The 18,758-nt window shown below is 63.4% G+C and carries 18 protein-coding genes; 4 read left to right on the top strand and 14 right to left on the bottom strand.

Annotated elements, in window-relative coordinates:
* Positions 1-12 precede the first annotated feature (12 nt).
* The 4 genes from OXU43_04735 (at position 13) to OXU43_04720 (ending at position 4,324) form a co-directional block, all read left to right on the top strand.
* Positions 13-2,283, top strand: a complete 2,271-nt coding sequence (locus tag OXU43_04735) for a site-specific DNA-methyltransferase (protein ID MDD9824456.1) — start codon at positions 13-15, stop codon at positions 2,281-2,283.
* Positions 2,284-2,470: 187 nt separating this feature from the next.
* Positions 2,471-2,824 carry a hypothetical protein gene (locus OXU43_04730; protein ID MDD9824455.1) on the top strand — a complete coding sequence of 118 codons (354 nt, stop codon included), beginning with the start codon at positions 2,471-2,473 and terminating at the stop codon, positions 2,822-2,824.
* A gap of 84 nt (positions 2,825-2,908) precedes the next feature.
* Positions 2,909-3,658, top strand: coding sequence for an NYN domain-containing protein (locus OXU43_04725; protein MDD9824454.1), 750 nt, complete (start codon positions 2,909-2,911; stop codon positions 3,656-3,658).
* 6 nt (positions 3,659-3,664) lie between these two features.
* Positions 3,665-4,324 (top strand): SDR family oxidoreductase, encoded by a 660-nt coding sequence (locus OXU43_04720; protein MDD9824453.1) that lies wholly within the window; start codon positions 3,665-3,667, stop codon positions 4,322-4,324.
* A 51-nt stretch (positions 4,325-4,375) separates the two neighbouring features.
* Here OXU43_04720 and gltX read toward each other — a convergent pair whose 3' ends face one another.
* The 14 genes from gltX to rpsB form a co-directional block, all read right to left on the bottom strand.
* Positions 4,376-5,836: a glutamate--tRNA ligase gene (gene gltX, locus OXU43_04715; protein ID MDD9824452.1), complete on the bottom strand. Its 1,461-nt coding sequence runs from the start codon at positions 5,834-5,836 to the stop codon at positions 4,376-4,378.
* Between the two features lie 14 nt (positions 5,837-5,850).
* Positions 5,851-6,627, bottom strand: a complete 777-nt coding sequence (gene lpxA / locus OXU43_04710) for an acyl-ACP--UDP-N-acetylglucosamine O-acyltransferase (protein MDD9824451.1) — start codon at positions 6,625-6,627, stop codon at positions 5,851-5,853.
* Positions 6,624-7,112 carry a 3-hydroxyacyl-ACP dehydratase FabZ gene (gene fabZ / locus OXU43_04705; GenBank protein MDD9824450.1) on the bottom strand — a complete coding sequence of 163 codons (489 nt, stop codon included), beginning with the start codon at positions 7,110-7,112 and terminating at the stop codon, positions 6,624-6,626. The genes lpxA and fabZ overlap by 4 nt, the downstream gene beginning before the upstream one ends.
* On the bottom strand, positions 7,109-8,158 hold the full coding sequence (lpxD, locus tag OXU43_04700) for a UDP-3-O-(3-hydroxymyristoyl)glucosamine N-acyltransferase (GenBank protein MDD9824449.1): 1,050 nt from the start codon (positions 8,156-8,158) through the stop codon (positions 7,109-7,111). Before lpxD ends, fabZ begins: the two co-directional genes overlap by 4 nt.
* A gap of 4 nt (positions 8,159-8,162) precedes the next feature.
* Positions 8,163-8,732, bottom strand: coding sequence for an OmpH family outer membrane protein (locus tag OXU43_04695; protein MDD9824448.1), 570 nt, complete (start codon positions 8,730-8,732; stop codon positions 8,163-8,165).
* A 15-nt stretch (positions 8,733-8,747) separates the two neighbouring features.
* Complete coding sequence (gene bamA, locus OXU43_04690; protein ID MDD9824447.1) at positions 8,748-11,066, bottom strand: outer membrane protein assembly factor BamA; 2,319 nt, start codon at positions 11,064-11,066, stop codon at positions 8,748-8,750.
* Positions 11,063-12,433, bottom strand: a complete 1,371-nt coding sequence (rseP, locus tag OXU43_04685; protein MDD9824446.1) for an RIP metalloprotease RseP — start codon at positions 12,431-12,433, stop codon at positions 11,063-11,065. Before rseP ends, bamA begins: the two co-directional genes overlap by 4 nt.
* The gene (locus OXU43_04680; GenBank protein ID MDD9824445.1) at positions 12,430-13,605 is read right to left on the bottom strand and encodes a 1-deoxy-D-xylulose-5-phosphate reductoisomerase; all 1,176 of its coding nucleotides are present in this window, start codon (positions 13,603-13,605) and stop codon (positions 12,430-12,432) included. Before OXU43_04680 ends, rseP begins: the two co-directional genes overlap by 4 nt.
* Positions 13,602-14,417, bottom strand: a complete 816-nt coding sequence (locus tag OXU43_04675) for a phosphatidate cytidylyltransferase (protein ID MDD9824444.1) — start codon at positions 14,415-14,417, stop codon at positions 13,602-13,604. Before OXU43_04675 ends, OXU43_04680 begins: the two co-directional genes overlap by 4 nt.
* Positions 14,402-15,193, bottom strand: a complete 792-nt coding sequence (gene uppS / locus OXU43_04670; GenBank protein ID MDD9824443.1) for a polyprenyl diphosphate synthase — start codon at positions 15,191-15,193, stop codon at positions 14,402-14,404. The genes OXU43_04675 and uppS overlap by 16 nt, the downstream gene beginning before the upstream one ends.
* An 8-nt stretch (positions 15,194-15,201) precedes the next feature.
* Positions 15,202-15,759, bottom strand: coding sequence for a ribosome recycling factor (gene frr, locus OXU43_04665; GenBank protein ID MDD9824442.1), 558 nt, complete (start codon positions 15,757-15,759; stop codon positions 15,202-15,204).
* Positions 15,756-16,502, bottom strand: coding sequence for a UMP kinase (gene pyrH / locus OXU43_04660; GenBank protein ID MDD9824441.1), 747 nt, complete (start codon positions 16,500-16,502; stop codon positions 15,756-15,758). The genes frr and pyrH overlap by 4 nt, the downstream gene beginning before the upstream one ends.
* Before the next feature lie 32 nt (positions 16,503-16,534).
* A complete protein-coding gene (tsf, locus tag OXU43_04655; GenBank protein MDD9824440.1) occupies positions 16,535-17,389 on the bottom strand; it encodes a translation elongation factor Ts in 855 nt (284 codons plus the stop codon).
* An 82-nt stretch (positions 17,390-17,471) separates the two neighbouring features.
* On the bottom strand, positions 17,472-18,257 hold the full coding sequence (gene rpsB / locus OXU43_04650; protein MDD9824439.1) for a 30S ribosomal protein S2: 786 nt from the start codon (positions 18,255-18,257) through the stop codon (positions 17,472-17,474).
* Positions 18,258-18,758: the final 501 nt, after the last annotated feature.

Below are 18,758 nucleotides of genomic sequence, written 5' to 3'. Positions count from 1 at the left end.
ACAGCAACGGCCATGAACCTCAGCGACAACGAAAAGCGCGACCTCGTCAAACTGATTGAGGCGAACAAGCCGCTGCCGGACAAGTTCCGCTTCAAACTGTTCGGCGACAAGCGCGAGGTAGAGCTGGTCTGGAACGGCAAAAGCCGCGAGGTGAGCAGCGTGGTGCTGCCGTTTCAGACTATCGAGCAGGTGGATGAGCCGCGGGCTGAGAAGCGGGCGGGCGACGGCACTGCCGAGCCGCAGCAGGGCTATCTGTTCGACGAGCGCGGGCGGCAACAGGCGGGGTGGGTCAACAAACTGATCTGGGGCGACAACAAATTGGCGCTGTCGTCATTGAAGGGCGGCCCGTTGCGCGAGGAGATCGAACAGGCTGGCGGCCTGAAACTGATTTACATTGACCCGCCATTCGATGTGGGCGCGGATTTTTCCATGGATGTAGAGATTGGCGACGGCGAAGAGACTTTTACCAAGAAGCCGAATGTGCTGGAGCAAATCGCATACAGCGACACCTGGGGCAAGGGAGCGGATTCTTTTATCGCGATGATTTACGAGCGGCTGATTCTGATGCGCGACTTACTGGCGGATGATGGGAGTATTTACGTGCATTGCGATTGGCGGGTGAATGGCTATATGCGGCTGGTGATGGATGAAATCTTCGGGAAAGAAAATTTTATCAATGAGTTAATTTGGCAAAAAATTCGTTCCTCAAAAGGCCAAGCGAAGTCGTTCGGAAATGTGCACGACAGTGTGTTTGCATATTCAAAAATTCGAGAAGGCCATTTATTCAATAAACAATACACGGAGCACGATCCCAAGCGTTTGAGCAGCCACTACAAATTAGTAGATGAAAAAACAGGCCGCCAGTATCAACTGGCTGACTTTACCCAGAGAGGTCAAGGAGAAGCGAGATATTTTGGGGGAAAGGGGTTATTGCCCCCGCCTCCCGGGAAACATTGGATTTGGTCGCAAGAGAAAATCAATCAAGGACTGCAGGATGGCGTGATTGTTTTCACTAATGCGGGCAAGCCGAGAGTAAAAAGATTTCTGGATGATTCACAAGGTCAGCCAGTAGAGGATATTTGGATTGATATTTATCCAATTAATTCTCAAGCAAAAGAACAAATTGGCTATCCAACCCAAAAGCCGGAAAAACTTGTGGAACGCATCATCAAAGCCTCCAGCAACGAAGGCGACCTCGTCGCCGACTTCTTCTGCGGCTCCGGCACCACCGCCGCCGTCGCCGAAAAACTGAACCGCAAATGGATAGTCTCCGACCTAGGCAAGTTCGCCATCCACACCACGCGCAAGCGCATGATCGGCGTCCAGCGCGAACTGAAGGCGGGCGGCAAAGATTACCGCGCCTTTGCCATCCTCAACCTCGGCAAATACGAGCGCCAGCACTACATCGGCGTCAACCCGAACCTCAGCGACAAACAACAGCAACAACAGCTGCAACAAAAACAACGCGACTACCAGCGGCTGATTCTGCGCGCCTACGCGGCGCAGGCGGTGGAGCAGTCCGGCGTGTTCCACGGCAAAAAAGCCGGGCGCATGGTGGCCATCGGCCCCATCAACCTGCCGGTGACGCGCCTGTTCGCGGAGGAAGTGGTTGGCGAATGCCTGCGGAGGAAAATCACCCGCGCAGACATTCTCGCCTTTGAATTCGAAATGGGCATGTTCCCGAAAACCCAGGAAGACGCCAAAAGCAAAGGCGTAGAACTCGCGCTCAAATACATCCCGGCGGAAGTGTTCGACAAGCGCACCGTGGACAGAGGGGAAATCGTGTTTCACGATGTGTCTTACATTGATGCCGAAGTAATCAAGAAAAAGAACAAGGTGGCGGTGCGGCTGACCGATTTTTCGGTGTATTACTCGCAGGACGCCGGGCGGGAGGCATTCGCGAATCTGAAGGTCGGCAAAAGCAAAGTTATCGCCGCCGCCGGGCAGATTGTGAAAATCACCAAAGAAAAAAACGGCGCTGTCAGCCGCGAAATCCTGACCAAAGAATGGGCCGACTGGATTGACTACTGGGCGGTGGATTTTGACTTTGAGCGCAAACCGGAAATCATCCGCGTGCGCGACGACGACGGCAAAATCGTAGAAAAAGAGAGCGGGGATTTTGTGTTCGAGAACGAGTGGCAGTCCTTTCGGACCAGGAAAAACCAAACGCTGGAATTGACCAGCGCGTTCCACGAGTGCGGCCCGGGGGCGCGGAAGTTGGCGGTCAAGATGGTGGATATTTTTGGCAATGATACCATGCAGATTTTGGGGGTGATAGTATGAAGATTTCCCTGCCGACTACCTACCACAATAAAAATGGCTTTGAAAGTTTGGTGTTGCTCCACAAATAAACGGAGGATTGCTTTCTTGACAATGTGGAAATAGACATGAGAAGAACACGCTGGCTTGATGCCGATATGTGTGCGGCACTTGGCGTAACCTGTCCGAACCGGAGGTTGCGAAAACGATTATGGAAACGTTCAAGCAGGGAATCAGCGCGCGCATCGCGCGCGACAAAGGCGGCGCGGAGATTCTCGATTACATCAAGGTCGCGGGAACGCGCCCGTTTGTGGTCAAGCAACAGGTCAAAAAATCCGCATCGGAAATTTATGTGGTGGAGACCAAGGGGCGGAGGGACGAGGATGTGTCGCCGCAAATGGATCGGCTGAAGCAGTGGTGCGAAGACGCGACCGAGGCGCAGCGGAATGACGCGCAACGGAAAATCGTATATGATTGCTTGTATGTGGATGAGGAGGGCTTTCGGCGCTATATCCGCCCGGGGAGAAACGATTTTTCCACCCTGGTAAGGGCTTTCCAGGAATAACAGGGGGCTGCCGGCGGCCCCCCGGCACGAAAAACAGGACAAAATAGCGCCCGAAACCGCGGAACGGGGCTGGCGCTAAAGAAGATGGCGAACGAAAAGGCGCAAAGACTGGCTATCCTGATTGATGCGGAAAATACCCAGGCGTCTCTCATGGGCCCGCTGCTGGAAGAGATCTCCAGATACGGCACCGCCAACACCAAGCGCGTTTACGGCAACTGGACTTCCCCGTATCTGGGGGAATGGAAAAAGGCACTGCTGAAATACGCGCTGCATCCGTTCCAGCAATTTTCCTACACCGCCGGCAAGAACTCCACCGACAGCGCCCTGATCATAGACGCGATGGACCTGCTCTACACCAATCGCTTCGACGGTTTCTGCCTGGTATCCAGCGACAGCGACTTCACGCGGCTGGCGTCGCGGCTCCGGGAGTCCGGCATGGTCGTGTACGGAATCGGCAAACGAGGCACGCCGAAGGCCTTCGTATCCGCCTGCGATAAGTTCCTGTTCACCGACGTGCTGGAAATACCCAAGGGCGACTGGAGCAACATTACCAAGCCGAAGACCTCCGAACAGTTGATACAGGACGAGAAACTCGTGACCCTGTTGCACAGCGCGGTGGAATCGGTCTCCGACGACGACGGCTGGGCATACCTGGGGGAGGTGGGACAGATCATCGTCAAACGGGCGCCGGAATTCGACCCGCGCAACTACGGCTACCTGAAGCTGGGCGAGCTGGTGAGGGCAATCGAGTTATTCGATATTCAGGAACGGGTCAAGGAAGGCGCCCATCCGCAGGGCCCCAAGTCGGTATATATACGGGAGCGGGAAAGGTAGCAAGCGGTGGCCACCGTACTGGTAACCGGCGGCAACAGGGGCATCGGCCTGGAGCTGTGCCGCCAGCTGCACGGGCGCGGCGACGAGGCGATCGCGGCCTGCCGCAAGTCCTCGCCGGAATTGGATGCGCTGGGCATACGGGCGGTAACGGGGGCGGACGTGAGCAACGACGAGGGAGCGCGGCTCCTGGCCCGGGCGCTGGACGGCGTAACGCTGGACCTGCTGGTCAACAATGCCGGGATCATGTATGCGGACGGCGTGGATAACCTGGACTTCGAGCGGGTGCGCCGGCAGTTCGAGGTCAACGTCCTGGGGCCGTTGCGGGTGACCCTGGCACTGTTGCCGCAACTGAAGCGAGGCGCCCGGGTGGCGATCATAACCAGCCGCATGGGCTCCATAGCGGACAATTCCTCCGGCGGCTACTACGGCTACCGGCTCTCCAAGGCGGCCGTGAACATGGCCGGGGTCAGCCTGGCGCGGGACCTGCGCGGGCGCGGCATCGCGGTGGCGTTGCTGCACCCGGGCATGGTGGCGACCGAATTGACCGGAGGCCAGGGCATTCCGCCCGACGAGGCGGCCGCCGGCCTCATCGCCCGCATGGACGCGATGAGCCTGGAACACAGCGGCGAATTCCGCCATGCCAATGGCGAGACGCTGCCCTGGTAGCCGCGCTGCCGCAGACCGCACAGACAAGCGCGTCAGACTTGGCAAGCGCGTTCAGACCTGGTCCTTCGCCTCTTCCTTTCCCGCCGTCGCCTGCCGCTCAATACAAGCGATACCGCGCCACAGGCGCGCCAGCGTGCGGCGGCGGCCCAGCAGTTCCAGGGTGACGTCAATCGGGGGCGAGACCGGCGTTCCGCAGACGGCAACCCGCACCGGTTGCGCGACCTTGCCCAGCGGCAGCGAATGCCGGGCGGCCACCTCCTCCACCTCCTTGCCGATGGCCGCGGCGCGCCACGATGCCAGGCCGCCCAGACGGCGGCGGAGTTCCTGTAGCGGGGGCAACGCCGCCGGTTGCAGAAAGCGGACGGCGGCGCGCGGTTCGTAGCCTTCCGGGGCGCGGTAATACGCCAGGCTGGCCCGCGCCATTTCCCGCAACGTGGGATGTCGTTCGCGCTGCACTTCGGCCAGGTGCCGCAGCTCGGGGCCGGCGGCGATACCGGCGGCGGTAACGCCCAGGGACAGCAGTTGGGCGCGCAGCCCCCCGGCCAGATCGCCGGGGCAACGGCGCAGCATGTGCTGCTGGTTGCACCAGCGCATCTTGTCCGGGTCGAAGCGCGCCGCCGCCCGGCTGACCGCGCCTATGTCGAAATGCTCCACGAGTTCGCCCAGACGAAACAGTTCACGGTCGCCGCGGGACCAACCAAGCCGCGCCAGGTAATTGAGCAAAGCCTCCGGCAGGTAGCCCTGCCGCCGATATTGCAGCACGTCGCCGGCATCGTGGCGCTTGGACAGCCGGTTGCCGTCCGGCCCCAGGATCATCGGTACGTGGGCGTAGCGCGGCGCCGCCGCCCCCAGCGCCTCGATCAAGTGCAGTTGCCTGGGGGTATTGTTGAGGTGGTCGTCGCCGCGGATCACGTCGGTGATCCCCATGTCGCGGTCGTCCACGACCACGGTCAGGTGGTAGGTGGGGCTGCCGTCCGAGCGGGCGATAACCAGGTCGTCCAACTCGGCGTTGTCGAAGGCGACGCTGCCCTGCACCATATCCGCTATCTTGAGCCGGCCGTCGCGCGGACTGCGGAAACGGATCGCCGGCGACGGCGCGCCGCCGGGCGGCGGCAGCCGGCGGTCGCGGCAACGGCCGTCGTAACGCGGCTTGCGGCCCTCGGCGCGGGCGGCGGCGCGCATGGCTTCCAACTCTTGCCGCGTACAGTAGCAGCGGTAGGCGCGGCCCGCCTCCAGCAACCCGGCGACCGCCTCGCGGTAGCGTTGCAGACGGCGGCTCTGCCGCACCGGTTCCTCGTCGGCGTCCAGACCCAGCCAAGCCAGGCCGTCGCGCAACGAAGCCACCGCGCCCTCGCTGTTGCGGGCGCGGTCCGTGTCTTCGATACGCAACAGGAAGCGGCCGCCCCGATTGCGGGCATGCAACCAGGAAAACAGCGCCGTGCGCACGCCGCCGAGGTGCAGGGCGCCGGTGGGACTGGGGGCAAACCGGGTGCGTACGGAAGACGAATGCAAAACGGAAGCCGGGATCAGCGGATAGGGCGATCGCAGGCGCGGATGAACTTCGTCAGGTTGGCCACATCGTCGGAACCCGACGACGAGGCCAATTCGTCCAGCCGCTCCAGGGCCTCGCACAAGCGCAATCCCTCGCGGTACAACAGCCGGTAGGCCTTCTTCAGCGTAGCAATCCGCTCTGCCTCGAAACCGTGTCGGTGCAGGCCCTCCTGATTGAGTCCCATGGGGTGCGCCTTGTTCCCGGATACGCTCAAGTAGGGGGGGATATCGCGGTTAACCAAAGAAAAGGCGGCGGTGAAGCCGTAGGCGCCGATGCGGCAGAATTGCCGCACCCCCGTGAACCCGCCCAGGGTCACGTGGTCCTCGACGACGGCATGGCCAGCCAAGGTGGCATGATTGGCGAATACGCCCTGGTTGCCGACGATGCAGTCATGGGCAATATGGACATTGGCCATGATCCAATTGCCGTCTCCGATCATGGTGCGGCCGCCGCCGGCGGCGGTGCCGCGGTTGATCGAGCAATATTCGCGGATCACGTTGCCGGTGCCGATCAGCAGTTCCGAATGTTCGCCCGGCCGGTATTTTTTATCCTGCGGGTCGTCTCCCAGGGAACAGAACTGGTGAACGCGATTGTCGCGGCCTATCCGGGTGGGACCGCGAATCACGGTAAAGGGATCGACGCGCGTACCGGCGCCGATCTCCACGCCCTCCTCAATGACCGCGTACGGCCCTATGGAGGCGCTTTCGGCGATGCGGGCATCCGGGTGAACGATCGCCGACGGGTGGATCAACTGCCGCCTCTCTCGGAGAAGGTACTCCTCAGTTCAGCGGTGGCGACTGTCTCCCCGTCCACGCTCGCCGAGGTGGAAAAGATGCACAGCCGGCTCCGGATGCGCTCGACGCGCACCTCCAACAACAGCCGGTCGCCGGGGACCACCGGCCGGGAGATGCGCACCTTGTCTATGCCTACCAGGTAGTAGAGGGGGGGGCTATCGCCCACCGCCAGTTGGTCGCGGAAGGACAGCGAGATCAGCACGCCGGCGGCCTGCGCCATCGCCTCGACGATGAGCACCCCGGGCATAATGGGCCGGCCGGGGAAGTGGCCCTGGAAGAAGGGTTCGGTCGCGGTAACGCTTTTGATCGCTTGCAGGTACTTGCCGTGCTGGCAGCCGATCACCTTGTCAATGAACAGGAACGGATAACGGTGATGCACCAGTTTTTCGATCTCCTCGACGCCGAGAGACATTTGCTGGCACTCCTCCAGGGTAGTGTTCATTGCGCGCCTCCCGCACCCCGCCTTGCGCGAGCCTCCAGGGCAGCGATACGCTCCTGCATGTCACGCAACGACTGGTGCAAATGCTGCATCCACACGGCGTTGCGCCGCCAGGTCGCCAGGTCCGTCACCATGGTGCCAGAGGCATAAGCGCCGGCCCTGGAGATCGAGCGATGCACCGCCGTCCGACCCGCCAGAAAAACTCCGTCGGCAATCTCCGCGTAGCTATTCACCGCACAGCCCCCTCCGATCCGGCAATCCCTGCCGATCCGGGCACTGCCGGCGATACCGACGCAACCCGCGATGATGGTGTTGGCGCCGATGCGGACATTGTGCCCAATCTGCACTTGGTTGTCGATCTTCACGCCGTCCCCGATGACCGTGTCACGCAGGGTGCCGCGGGCAATCGTGGTGTTGGCGCCGATCTCGACGTTGTCTCCGATGGTCACGCCCCCCAACTGCGGAATCTTGATCCAGGTGCCTTTGTCACAGGCGAAGCCGAAGCCTTCGGCAGCGATCACGGCGCCCGGGTGGAACAGTCCGCCGCCGCCGATCCGGGTCCCCTCCAGCAACGTGACATTGGCCATCAGCCGGGTGTCGGCGCCGACCTCGACCCGGGGGCCGACGATACAGCCCGGCCCCAGGCAGGCGCGCGCACCGATGCGGGCTCCTGCCCCGACCACGGTGCGCGGCCCCACATAAGCGGTGAGATCGATCCGCGCATCGCCTGCGATCTCGGCGCTGGAGGCGATACCGCTCCGCACGGCAGGAACGGGGAACAAGAATTGAGCGGCGCGCGCGTAGCCCAGGTAAGGTTCCGCGGTAACCAGGGCGTCCACCGGACAGTCGGGCGCATCCCGCGGCGCCAGGATCACAGCCGCTGCCCGGGTATTCGCCAGGTGCCGCTTGTAGGCCCGGTTGGCAAGGAAAGAGAGTTCACCCTCCCCGGCCGCATCCAGAGTGGCCACACCCTTAATCCCGCGCCCCGGGTCGCCTCGCAAATTGGCGCCGATGCGGCGGCTCAGTTCGCCCAAGGTCGTGCAGACCATTGCTCTACTCCGCCTCTTCGCCGTCTTCCGCGGCGCCCTCTTGCCCGCGGCGCTTTTCTTCCTCGGCTCGGTTCTGTTCCAATTTCTTCAGTACGGCATCGGTGATATCCAGCTTGGAATCCACGTAGATCAGTCCCTCGCCCAGGATCAGGTCGTAGCCCTGGTCCTGAGCAATGCCCTGGATGACCTCCCGAATGGTCTTTTGGATCTTGGACAGTTCCTCGTTGCGGCGGTAACTCAGGTCTTCCCGGTACTCCTCCTGGAGACGGTTGATCTCCCTGCGCTTGGAGATCACCTGCCGCTCGAGTTCGCGCCGGTCGGCCTCCGTCATCACGGCGCTGTCCTTGGCCAGCTTGTCTTCCATCTCGCGCAACCGCCGCTGCGACGCCGTCACCTCCTGTTCCTTGGACGCGAATTCTTTCTCGATCCGCTCGCGCGCCTCGGCCGCCTGGGGAGAACCCTCCAGGATGCGTATCAGATCGACCACCCCGATCCGGTAATCTTCCGCTGCCGCCGGCGTGACCAGAAACCCCGTCAACAACAGGGAAAAAACATGCGATGCCTTCAGATTCAAACTCTTTTATCCTCCTTAAAACGAAGTCCCAAAGGTAAACTGAAACCCCTGCGTTCGGTCGCCGCTTTTACTGCCGATCGGCGATGCCAGGCTCAGACTCAGGATGCCCACGGGAGAGATCCAGATCCCGCTCAGGCCCACCGAGTAGCGCAACTGCCCCAGATCCAGCGATTCCTCCTCAAGATCATAGACGTTGCCGAAATCGAAGAACGAGGTGACGCGCAGCTGCTGGATATCCTCAAGAAACGGCAGCGGCAGGATTAACTCGGTACTGCCGAACAGCTTCAGGTTGCCGCCCAAGGCATTCCGATTCGCGTCCAGGCGGCCCACGGTATTCTCCTCGAAGCCGCGTAACGAACGCGGCCCGCCCAGGTAGAAATGCTCGAAGAAAGGCAACCGACTGGTGCCTCCGTAACCGCCCCCGTAGCCCATATCGCTCTGGAGTCGCAGGGTGTATTTCTCCCCGATGGGGATAAACCAGTCGGCACGATAATCCACCTTGTAGAAATTTACCGCACTGCCGCCGAAGGCGGGCAGACCCAGCTCCGAGCGAAACCGGTGCCGCGTGCCCCGGTCGGGGAGGATCGCCCGGTTGCGGGTATCGTAGGTAAAGCGCCCGGAGAGGCGCAGCAGATCGAATTCCCTGCCTTCTTCGCGGATGAAATCGTTCACCAGATCGCCGGCGTTACTGCCGGGCTGGATGGAGGTTTGTTCGTAATCAAGCCCCACATCGAAGAAATTGTACTCGCTGACAGGGAGGCCGAAGTTGACGCTTAAGCCGAATATCTCAGCGTCGTAATCCGAGATGTTGGCGTCCTCGGAGTCCAGGTCCCGGTAGGAAAAATCGAAGCCGCGGCTCACGCCGTCTATGGTGTAGTAGGGGTTGAGATAGCCCAGGGCGAAGCTCCTGCTCACGTCGCTATTGTTGAAGGTAAAGTTGACCCGGTTGCCGGAACCCAGGAAGTTGTCCTGGGTAATGCTGGTGCGCAGGATCAGACCCTGATTCTGCGAGAACCCGATCCCCGCCAGCAGGTTGCCGGCGGGACGCTCCGTCACCGTGTAGCGCACATCCACTTGGTCATCCACGCCCGGCACCTCCGGCGTCTCGACGTTGACCCCCTGGAAGAAGCCCAACCGCTCCAGACGCACCCGGCCTCGCTCGATCTTTTTGGTGGAGCTCCAGGCGCCTTCCTGCTGGCGCATCTCGCGGCGCAACACTTCGTCGCGGGTGCGGTGATTGCCGGCGAACAGAATACGCCGCACATAGACGCGGCGGCCGGAGTCTATGGCAAAGGTGACCGCCACCGTGTTGTCGTCGTCATCTATGTCCGGCACGACGCTGACATTGGCGAAGGCGAAGCCTTCGTCTCCCAGACGATTGGCGATCCGCTCGTTGCTGGCGCTGGTCTGCTTGCGCGAAAACAGGTCTCCCCGCTTGATGTCAACCAACTCGAACAGTTCCTGTTCCGGGACCAGTATATCTCCGGACAGGCGGAGGTCCGACACCGTGTACTGCTCGCCTTCGCCGATATTGATAGTCACGAAAATTTGCTGCCGGTCCGGGCTGATGGTGACCTGGGTGGAGTCTATATTGAAACGCAGGTAGCCGCGGTCCAGGTAGAAGGAGCGCAGGGTCTCCAGGTCGGCAGCCATGACTTGTTGCGAGTATTGGCCGCCGCCGAACAGGAAAGAGAACATGCCGGGAGTGGAAGATTTGAACTGCTTCAGCAACTCCTTCTCGGAAAAATCCTCGTTGCCGACGATATTGATCCGGCGGATCTTCGCTTTCTCGCCCTCGAATATCTCCAGGGCGATCGCCACCCGATTGTCCTCCAGCGGCGTTACCGTCGAGTCCACGCTCATGGAATACTTGCCCAAGGCAAGGTATTGCCGCGCCAGCTCCTGCTCGATCCGATCCAGTTGCGACTTGTCAAACACCCTGCCCTCTACGAAATCGAGTTCGCGCAGACCGTTAAGCAGGTCTTCCGTCTTGATGTCCTCGTTGCCGGTGATGGAGATGCTCCCTATGGCGGGCCGCTCCTGAACGATCACGACCAGCACGTCGCCCTGCTGCTCCAGCCGCACATCGTCGAAGAAGCCGGTGCCGTACAGGGCGCGGATCGCCACCGCCGTGTCATCTTCGGAGAACAGGTCGCCAACCTTAAACGGCAGGTAGTTAAACACTGTCCCTTCGGTAATGCGCCGCAGACCCTTCACCTGTATGTCCTTGATAACGAATGGCTCGGCCGACGCCGCCGCCGACAACGCCAGCGCGAACAGCACAACGCTGGTCCGAAAGCGCATCTGCTGGCGCATAGCCCATTCTTTCATCATGCCAGCCGGAGAAAATCGTTGTAACAAACCAGAAGAAACAACCCCAGCAAAAGAAACAGCCCCAATCGCTGGCCCGCGGCCTGTTGGAAATCGGATAAGGGGCTCCCTTTCAGGTATTCTATCAAGTAATACAACAGGTGTCCCCCGTCCAGGATCGGGATGGGCAACAAGTTGAAGATCCCCAGGCCAATACTGACCACGGCCAGGAAGGTACAGAAGGAAGACAGCCCCTGCAGGGCGCTGACGCCCGCGAAATAGGCGATCCCCACCGGCCCGCTCAGGTTGTCCGCGGAGACGCGGCCGACGACGATCTGCCCCAGCACCCGCAGGGTCAATACCGAAATATCCCACGTGCGCCGCAGCGCCTGTCCCAGCGCCGGGAACAACGAATACGATTCCACCCGCTCCAGTTCCCGGCGCAATTCGGCCAGCTGCGCCGCATCCGCGCGCAGCCCCACCCCGATGCGTCCCCGGCCTTCCTCCGTCCGCGCCGGGAGCAGTTCCACGGACAGCCGCCGGCCCTGCCGCATCACTTCCAGGGACAGGGGGGTGCCGGCGGGGTGCTCCCGGACCGCCCGGGAAAAATCCTGCCAGTAGAGCAAGGGCCTCCCCGCCGCGGCAACCACTCGGTCGCCGGGCAGCAGGCCGGCGCGGTCCGCCGGACTGCCGGGTTCCACCGTATCGAAAACGGCCTTCGGCGCCGGCAGGCGCGGCTGGACGCCAAGCAATTCCAGGGGCGTCTCCTGGGACAAGGTGTCCAACGAGACCCCGTCCAGAGACACCGCCACAAGGTAGCGTTCTTCGGCGACGGCGGCGACGCTCAGTTCGGCAACGGGCGCACCTGCGATCAGGGACCGCAACAGGGCCTCGTTAACGGCCCTCCAGCTGGACGCCGGGCGGCCGGCCACGGCAAAGATCTCCTGACCGGGCGCCAGTCCGGCGCGGGCAGCGGGCGAATCCGGCAATATGTCCTCCACCACGGGACGCAGGCCGGTGACGCCGATCATATACACCAGGGTGAAGGCCAGCACCGCCGCCAGCAGGTTAAACAACGGCCCGGCCAGCACGATCGCGCAGCGTTGCCCCAGGGACTTGCGGTTAAAGGCGCGATCCAGTTCCTGCTCGGGCACGGCACCCTCGCGCTCGTCCAGCATGCGCACGTAGCCGCCCAGCGGCAGGGCCGCCACCACCCATTCCGTGCCTTCGGCGTCCCGGCGCTTCCAGACGGCAGGGCCAATGCCGATAGAAAACCGCAGAACGTGCACGCCGTTCCAGCGCGCCACCAGGAAATGGCCATACTCGTGGAAGGCGATCAACAAGCTGACCGTCGCCAAAAAGGCCAACAGGGAATACAGGAACTGAATCATGGCGCGCGCTGCTCCAGTATGCGCCCGGCGCAACGGCGCGCCGCCGCGTCCGCGCCCATGATCCGCTCCAAATCGTCCGTTTGCTCGGCGCGCAGCTTTTCCAGCGTATCCTCGACCACCGCGGCGATCCCGGTAAAGCGCAGCTGCCCCTTGAGAAAACCGTCCACGGCGACCTCGTTAGCGGCGTTGAGGATCGCCGTGGCCGTGCCCCCTTCACGCATCGCCTCGCGGGCCAGGCGCAGGCAGGGAAAACGGACCGGGTCCGGGGCCTCGAAAACCAGGGGGCCGCAAGTGAGCAGGTCCAGGCGCCGACCGCCGGACTCGATGCGGGGACCGGGCCAGGCCAGCGCGTGGGCGATCGGAATGCGGAGATCCGGGCTGGCCAGCTGCGCCAGCACGGAGCCGTCCCGATACTCGACCAGAGAATGGACGATGCTGCGCGGGTGGACCAGCACGTCCACCTGCGGCAACGACAAGTCGAATAGGAGGCAGGCCTCGATCACCTCCAGGCCCTTGTTCATCATGGTGGCGGAATCTATGGAGATCTTGCGCCCCATCGCCCAGTTGGGGTGCTGACAGGCCCGCTCCGGGGTGACGCCCTCCAACTCGGCCGGCGGCATGGAGAGAAAGGGGCCGCCAGAGGCAGTCAACAGGATGCGGCGGACACCGGCAGCGGCGGCGCCGGTATCCGCCGCATCCCTCGGCAGACATTGAAATACGGCATTGTGCTCGCTATCAATGGGCAGCAGCCGGGCGCCGCTGCCGGCGGCCTCCCGGCGCAACAGGCCGCCGGTCATGACCAAGGCTTCCTTATTCGCCAGGATCACCCGCTTGCCCGCCCGCACCGCCGCCAGGGTAGGCAGCAGCCCCGCGGCGCCGACAATGCCGGCGACCACGCAATCCGCCTGCGGCAGCGCCGCCGCCGCGGCTATCCCCTCGGCCCCCGACAACACCTCAAGCCCTGGGCAGCTCTGCCGCAGGCGGGCCGCCGCCGCGGCATCCGCCAGCGCCGCGCAGTCCGGCTGCCATTGCCGGCATTGCTCCCGCAGCCGCTCCGCGTCGCTGCCGGCCGCCAGGGCCGCCACCCGGTAGCGGTCGCGGTGCCGAGCCAGAACGTCGAGGGTATTGCGCCCCACGCTGCCGGTCGAACCGAGTACGCTGACCGCGATCACGTCACTCTGCGCAACAACCACAGGCCGCTGGCGAAGATCGGCGCGGCCGCCGCCAGACTGTCAATGCGGTCCAGCACCCCGCCATGCCCGGGCAGAAGAGAGCCGCTGTCCTTGCGTTTCGCGCTGCGCTTCAGCCTGCTTTCCAGCAGGTCGCCGACGATACTGAAGAAAAATGCCGCCAGGCTCAGCAACAAGAATGCCAGCGGGCGCCCCTCCCCCAGCCAGGCGGCGCCGGCGGCGGCCAGCAAGACTACAGCGGCGGCGGCGCTGAACGCGCCTTCCCAAGTCTTGCCCGGGCTTATGGACGGCGCCAGCGGGCGGCACCCCCAGAGCCGGCCGCCCAGATAGGCGGCACTATCGGCCGTCCATACCAGTATCAGCAGGTAGAGCAGCAGGAACGGCCCGCGGGGAGAGAGGCCGTGCAACCAAAGCAAGGCGACCCAGGCCGGCAACAGTGCCAGCCAGCCCAGGCCGGCATGGGCGTACCGGCGTGTGCCGCGCCGGTACGCGGTCGCCGCCCGGTACCGGAGCAACGGCAGGGCCGTCAACCACCAGGCGGCGCCTACGGCCACCAGCGCGACGCCGCCCGGCTGCCCGCGCAAGGGATAGAGCAGGCCCATAAGCGCCAGCGTCAACAGCAGGTAGGCGAGACCGGGGCCGGTTCCGGATATGCCGCACAGGCGCAGCCATTCCCAGGCGCCCACAGCCACGAAGACGGCCAGGAACGCAGCCAGCAGGGGCGCCGGCGCCCACAAAACCAGCGCCAGCAAAGGCACGGCCAGCGCCACCGCCGTGATCAGGCGCCGGAACATTCCCGTTCCCGTTCCCGCTCCGGAGCATCCAGGCCCCCGAAGCGACGCTGGCGGCCGGCATACCAGGAGAGGGCGCTCTCCAGGTCCGCGGCGGCGAAGTCCGGCCACAGCCGATCCGTGAAGTACAACTCCGTGTAGGCCATCTGCCATAGCAGATAATTGCTGATCCGTTGCTCTCCGCCGGTACGGATCAGGAGGTCCGGGTCCGGCAGATCCGCAAGAGATAGTTGCCCCGCGATCAGGGATTCGTCTATCTCCGCGAGAGACAGGCGGCCTGCCAGCGCCTGTTGCGACAGCTTGCGACAAGCCTGCGCGATGTCCCAGCGGCCGCCGTAATTGACGGCAACCGTGAGCTGCAACCGATCATTGTCACGGGTGTTCCGCTCCGCTTCGGCCATGGAGCGGCGCAGGGCCGCGGGGAAAGGCTCCCGCCCGCCGATGAAGCGCAGGCGTATGCCCCGGTCGCAGAGTTCGCTCAACTCCCGTTGCAGCGATTCCCGGAATAATTCGAGCAGGCGGCGCACCTCGCCGCGGGGCCGGTGCCAATTTTCGCTGCTGAAGGCGAAGACCGTAAGCGCCCGCACCGGAGTGGCGAGAACCAGACGCACCATCCGGCGCAGAGTCTCTACGCCAGCGCGATGGCCGGCGACCCGCGGCAATCCCCGGCGCCGGGCCCAACGGCCGTTACCGTCCATGATGAACACCAAGTGCTGCAATTCTCCCAGTCCCCCGGACGCAACGGCCGGGGCAAAACGATGCAACGAAGAGTAGCTCATGGCACGAACTAAAACTCCAGCAATTCCTTTTCCTTTTCGGCGAGAATGGCGTCAATGCGGGCCACGGAGTCGTCCGTGGCCCGCTGCAGGCTTTCTTCGCCGCGGCGGCGGACGTCCTGGCCGGCGCCTTGGTCCTCGCCCAGCCCCTTGATTTCCTTGACGGCGTCACGGCGAATATTGCGCACCGCCACCCGCGCCTGCTCGGCCTCGGCGCGGGACAGCCGCGCCAACTCCCGGCGCCGATCTTCGCTGAGCGGCGGCAAAGGAACACGGATGGACAGGCCCGCCGCAACCGGGTTCAGGCCCAGGTCGGAGTCCCGGATCGCCCGTTCGACCGACTCCACCAGGCCCTTGTCCCAGACGTTCAGCAGCAGGGTGCGGGCATCGGCGACGCTTACCTTGGCGACCTGCCGCAACGACATCTCGGTGCCGTAACTGCTGACCCGGAGCGATTCCAGCAGATCGGGGTGGGCGCGGCCGGTACGCAATCGTTGCAACCCCCGGCGCAGGGACTCCACGCTCTTGCCCATGCGCTGTTCGGCGCGGCGGACAATCTCGTCTATCACGACGCCCTCCCGGCGCTGAAGACCAGCGTACCCTCGTCATCGCCCTGGACGGCGCGCAGAAAGGACTGCCGACGGTTCATGTCAATGACCCGCAACGGCATGTCATTGTCGCGGCACAAGACCACGGCGGTGGCATCTATCACCTGCAACCGGCGCTCCAGGACCTCGTCGTAGTGCAAACTCCGGTAGCGGCGGGCGCCCCGGTCCTGAGAGGGGTTGCCGGAATAGATGCCGTCCACCTTGGTAGCCTTGATCAGCAGGTCGGCGCCGATCTCGACGGCCCTCAGGCTGGCCGCCGTGTCGGTGGTAAAAAAAGGATTGCCCAGCCCCGCCGCGAACAACACGATCCGCTTTCGCTCCAGGTGCCGGATCGCGCGGCGGCGCACGTAGTCTTCGCAGACCTCGTGGATCTGCACGGCCGACATCACCCGGGCGGGCATGCCGCGACGCTCCAGAGAATCCTGCATGGCCAGACAGTTCATGACGGTGCCCAGCATCCCTATCTGGTCGGCGGTCACGCGGTCCACGCCAGCCGCGGTGAGATCGGACCCCCGCAGGATGTTGCCAGCGCCGATCACCAGCGCAACCTGGCAGTCCGCCTGCCCAAGCAGCACCTCGATCTCTCCGGCAAAGCGGTCCATCTTCTCGGGAGAGATGCCGAAACCGGCATCTTCGCACATCGCCTCCCCACTGAGCTTGATAAGGATCCGCCTGTAAAGGGCCTTTCCAGCGGCCTTGGGCAAAGTTAAGAACCCCCGCGGACTAGCCGGAGGAGTCAGTCGCCATTCTTCAGCCCTTCGCCGACCTCGTAGCGCGCGAAGCTGTGAACGGTGGCGGCGGCTTCGTCCAGCACGGCGGCTACGGATCGCTCGGGATCCTTGACAAAACCCTGGCCAAGAAGGGTGACCTCCTGCAAGAACTTCTGCAATCGGCCAGCGATGATCTTCTCCATGATCGGCGCCGGCTTCCCGCTCTGCTCCGCCTGCTCGACCAAAATTTTGCGCTCCCGTTCCAGCAGTTCCGCGGGCATGTCCCGCTCGCCGACGCAGACGGGCCTCCCCCAACAGATATGCATGGCGATATCGCGGGCCAATTCCGTCATTTTCCCGGAGGCGCTCCCGGAGGCGGCGCCCTGCACATCCACCAGCACCCCGATACGGTTCCCGTGCTGGTACCCTCCGACCTGGCCGCATACTTCGCTCATGCGGAAGAAACGGCGAATCGTGACGTTCTCCCCGATCTTGGATACCAGTTCGCAACGCGCCTCCTCCACGCTGAGGTCTCCGTTCCGAAAGGGCGCCTCGTTCAGGGCAGCGAGGTCGGCGGGGGCCGCCGCCAGAATACTGTCGGCAACGCCCTCCATAAATCTCTGAAAATCCGGGGAACGAGCGACAAAATCGGTTTCGCAATTAACCTCCAGCAGCAAATGGCCCTCGGCACGGACCAGGACCGCCCCCTCGGCTGCGATGCGGCCGGCACGGCGTTCCGCCTGCGTCTTGCCCGCCACGCGCATGGCCTGCATGGCCCGGTCCAGGTCGCCCTCCGTTTCCTGCAAGGCACGCTTGCAGTCCATGATTCCGGCGCCTGTACGGGCGCGCAGTTCCTTTACCTTGGCCGTTGCGATCTCCATTGCTTCCACTGCTCCCCTGCCCTCATGCCGACTGCGCGGCAAGCGGCGCAATACTATGGCGCAATACTATTCAGGGCGCGATTCAGGGCGCACCGGCGGCATTGACCGGTCGCGCGGCGTCCGCGCCGCCGCCCTCGCTGACTTCCGTAAACTCGTCCGCATCCGCCGCGCGCTCGATCTCCCGGCGTTGCGCCTCCAAAATGGCATCCGCCACCCCCCGCAGATACAGGCGTACGGCGCGGCCGGAGTCGTCGTTGCCCGGAATCACGTAATCTATGCCGTCCGGGTCGCTGTTGCTGTCCACCACGCCCACCACCGGCACCCCCGTCCGCCGAGCCTCGCGCACGGCGATGCGTTCAAAGTTCACGTCAATGACAAACAGCGCGTCCGGCCGTTGTTCCAGGGCCTGCACTCCCTCAAAGTTGTGGCGCAATTTGTCAAGGGCGCGCTGGTGGCGCAACCGCTCCTTCTTGGTCATCTTCTCCGGGGCCGGCGCCTCGCTCTCCTCCTGAGCCGTGTATTCGCGGAGCCGATCGATGGATTTCCTGACAATCCGAAAGTTGGTCAACAATCCCCCCAGCCAACGCTGGTTTACATAGGGCATGCCGCAACGCGCCGCTTCCTCCGCAACCGCCGCCTGCGCGACCCGTTTGGTGCCTACGAAAAGCACCACCCCCTTGCGCGCCGCCACCTTGCCCAAAAAGACCAGGGCCTCCCGGTAGAGCGGCAGGGTCTTCTCCAGGTCTATGATATGCAGGCGGTTGCGTTCGCCGTACAGATACGGGGCCATTTTCGGATGCCAGTAGCAGGCCTGGTGCCCAAAATGCATCCCGGCATCAATCATCTCGCGCATGGTGATTTGTGTCATAGTCGCAACATCCGGCCCGCCGTTTGCGGACTCAGCTGGCGATTTATACCATAGGATGCGGCAGCACTACAAATAGCGGACGGGGCCACCGTAAACCCTCTGTGCAAAAACCCCGCGGGCATCCAGCGTATAAAGCCTACTCCGCCATTCCCATGCCCCCCTCGCCATTCCCATGCCCCCCCTCGCCATTCCCGCGCAGAGCCTGCCCCTGGCTTGAACAGGGGCGGGAATCCAGCGTATAAAGCGCGCGCTTCGCGCTCCTTCAGGGCGGAGCGAGGGCGCGGCGGACAGCCATATACTCGCGCCGCCGCCGCCTGCCGCCGCCATTGCGCGAATGTGCGCGTACCGCGCTCTATTTGCGCTGGATTCCGGCTTTCCAGTCTGTGCAAAAACCCTATGGGCATCCAGCGAATAAAGCCTACTCCGCCATTCCCATGCCCCCCCCTCGCCATTCCCGCGCAGAGCCTGCCCCTGGCTTGAACAGGGGCGGGAATCCAGCGT

It is taken from the genome of Gammaproteobacteria bacterium, from assembly GCA_028817255.1.
In the GTDB taxonomy this organism is placed as follows: Bacteria; Pseudomonadota; Gammaproteobacteria; order Porifericomitales; family Porifericomitaceae; genus Porifericomes; species Porifericomes azotivorans.
This window is presented reverse-complemented; position numbering and strand designations above follow the sequence as displayed.

Excerpts from the sequence above, each read along its gene's own strand:
- OXU43_04735 (MDD9824456.1), top strand. The coding sequence starts at position 13 with ATGAACCTCAGCGACAACGAAAAGCGCGACCTCGTCAAACTGATTGAG.
- OXU43_04730 (MDD9824455.1), top strand. The coding sequence starts at position 2,471 with ATGGAAACGTTCAAGCAGGGAATCAGCGCGCGCATCGCGCGCGACAAA.
- OXU43_04725 (MDD9824454.1), top strand. The coding sequence starts at position 2,909 with ATGGCGAACGAAAAGGCGCAAAGACTGGCTATCCTGATTGATGCGGAA.
- fabZ (MDD9824450.1), bottom strand. The coding sequence starts at position 7,112 with ATGAACACTACCCTGGAGGAGTGCCAGCAAATGTCTCTCGGCGTCGAG.
- lpxD (MDD9824449.1), bottom strand. The coding sequence starts at position 8,158 with ATGGTCTGCACGACCTTGGGCGAACTGAGCCGCCGCATCGGCGCCAAT.
- bamA (MDD9824447.1), bottom strand. The coding sequence starts at position 11,066 with ATGATGAAAGAATGGGCTATGCGCCAGCAGATGCGCTTTCGGACCAGC.
- rseP (MDD9824446.1), bottom strand. The coding sequence starts at position 12,433 with ATGATTCAGTTCCTGTATTCCCTGTTGGCCTTTTTGGCGACGGTCAGC.
- OXU43_04675 (MDD9824444.1), bottom strand. The coding sequence starts at position 14,417 with ATGTTCCGGCGCCTGATCACGGCGGTGGCGCTGGCCGTGCCTTTGCTG.
- uppS (MDD9824443.1), bottom strand. The coding sequence starts at position 15,193 with ATGAGCTACTCTTCGTTGCATCGTTTTGCCCCGGCCGTTGCGTCCGGG.
- tsf (MDD9824440.1), bottom strand. The coding sequence starts at position 17,389 with ATGGAGATCGCAACGGCCAAGGTAAAGGAACTGCGCGCCCGTACAGGC.
- rpsB (MDD9824439.1), bottom strand. The coding sequence starts at position 18,257 with ATGACACAAATCACCATGCGCGAGATGATTGATGCCGGGATGCATTTT.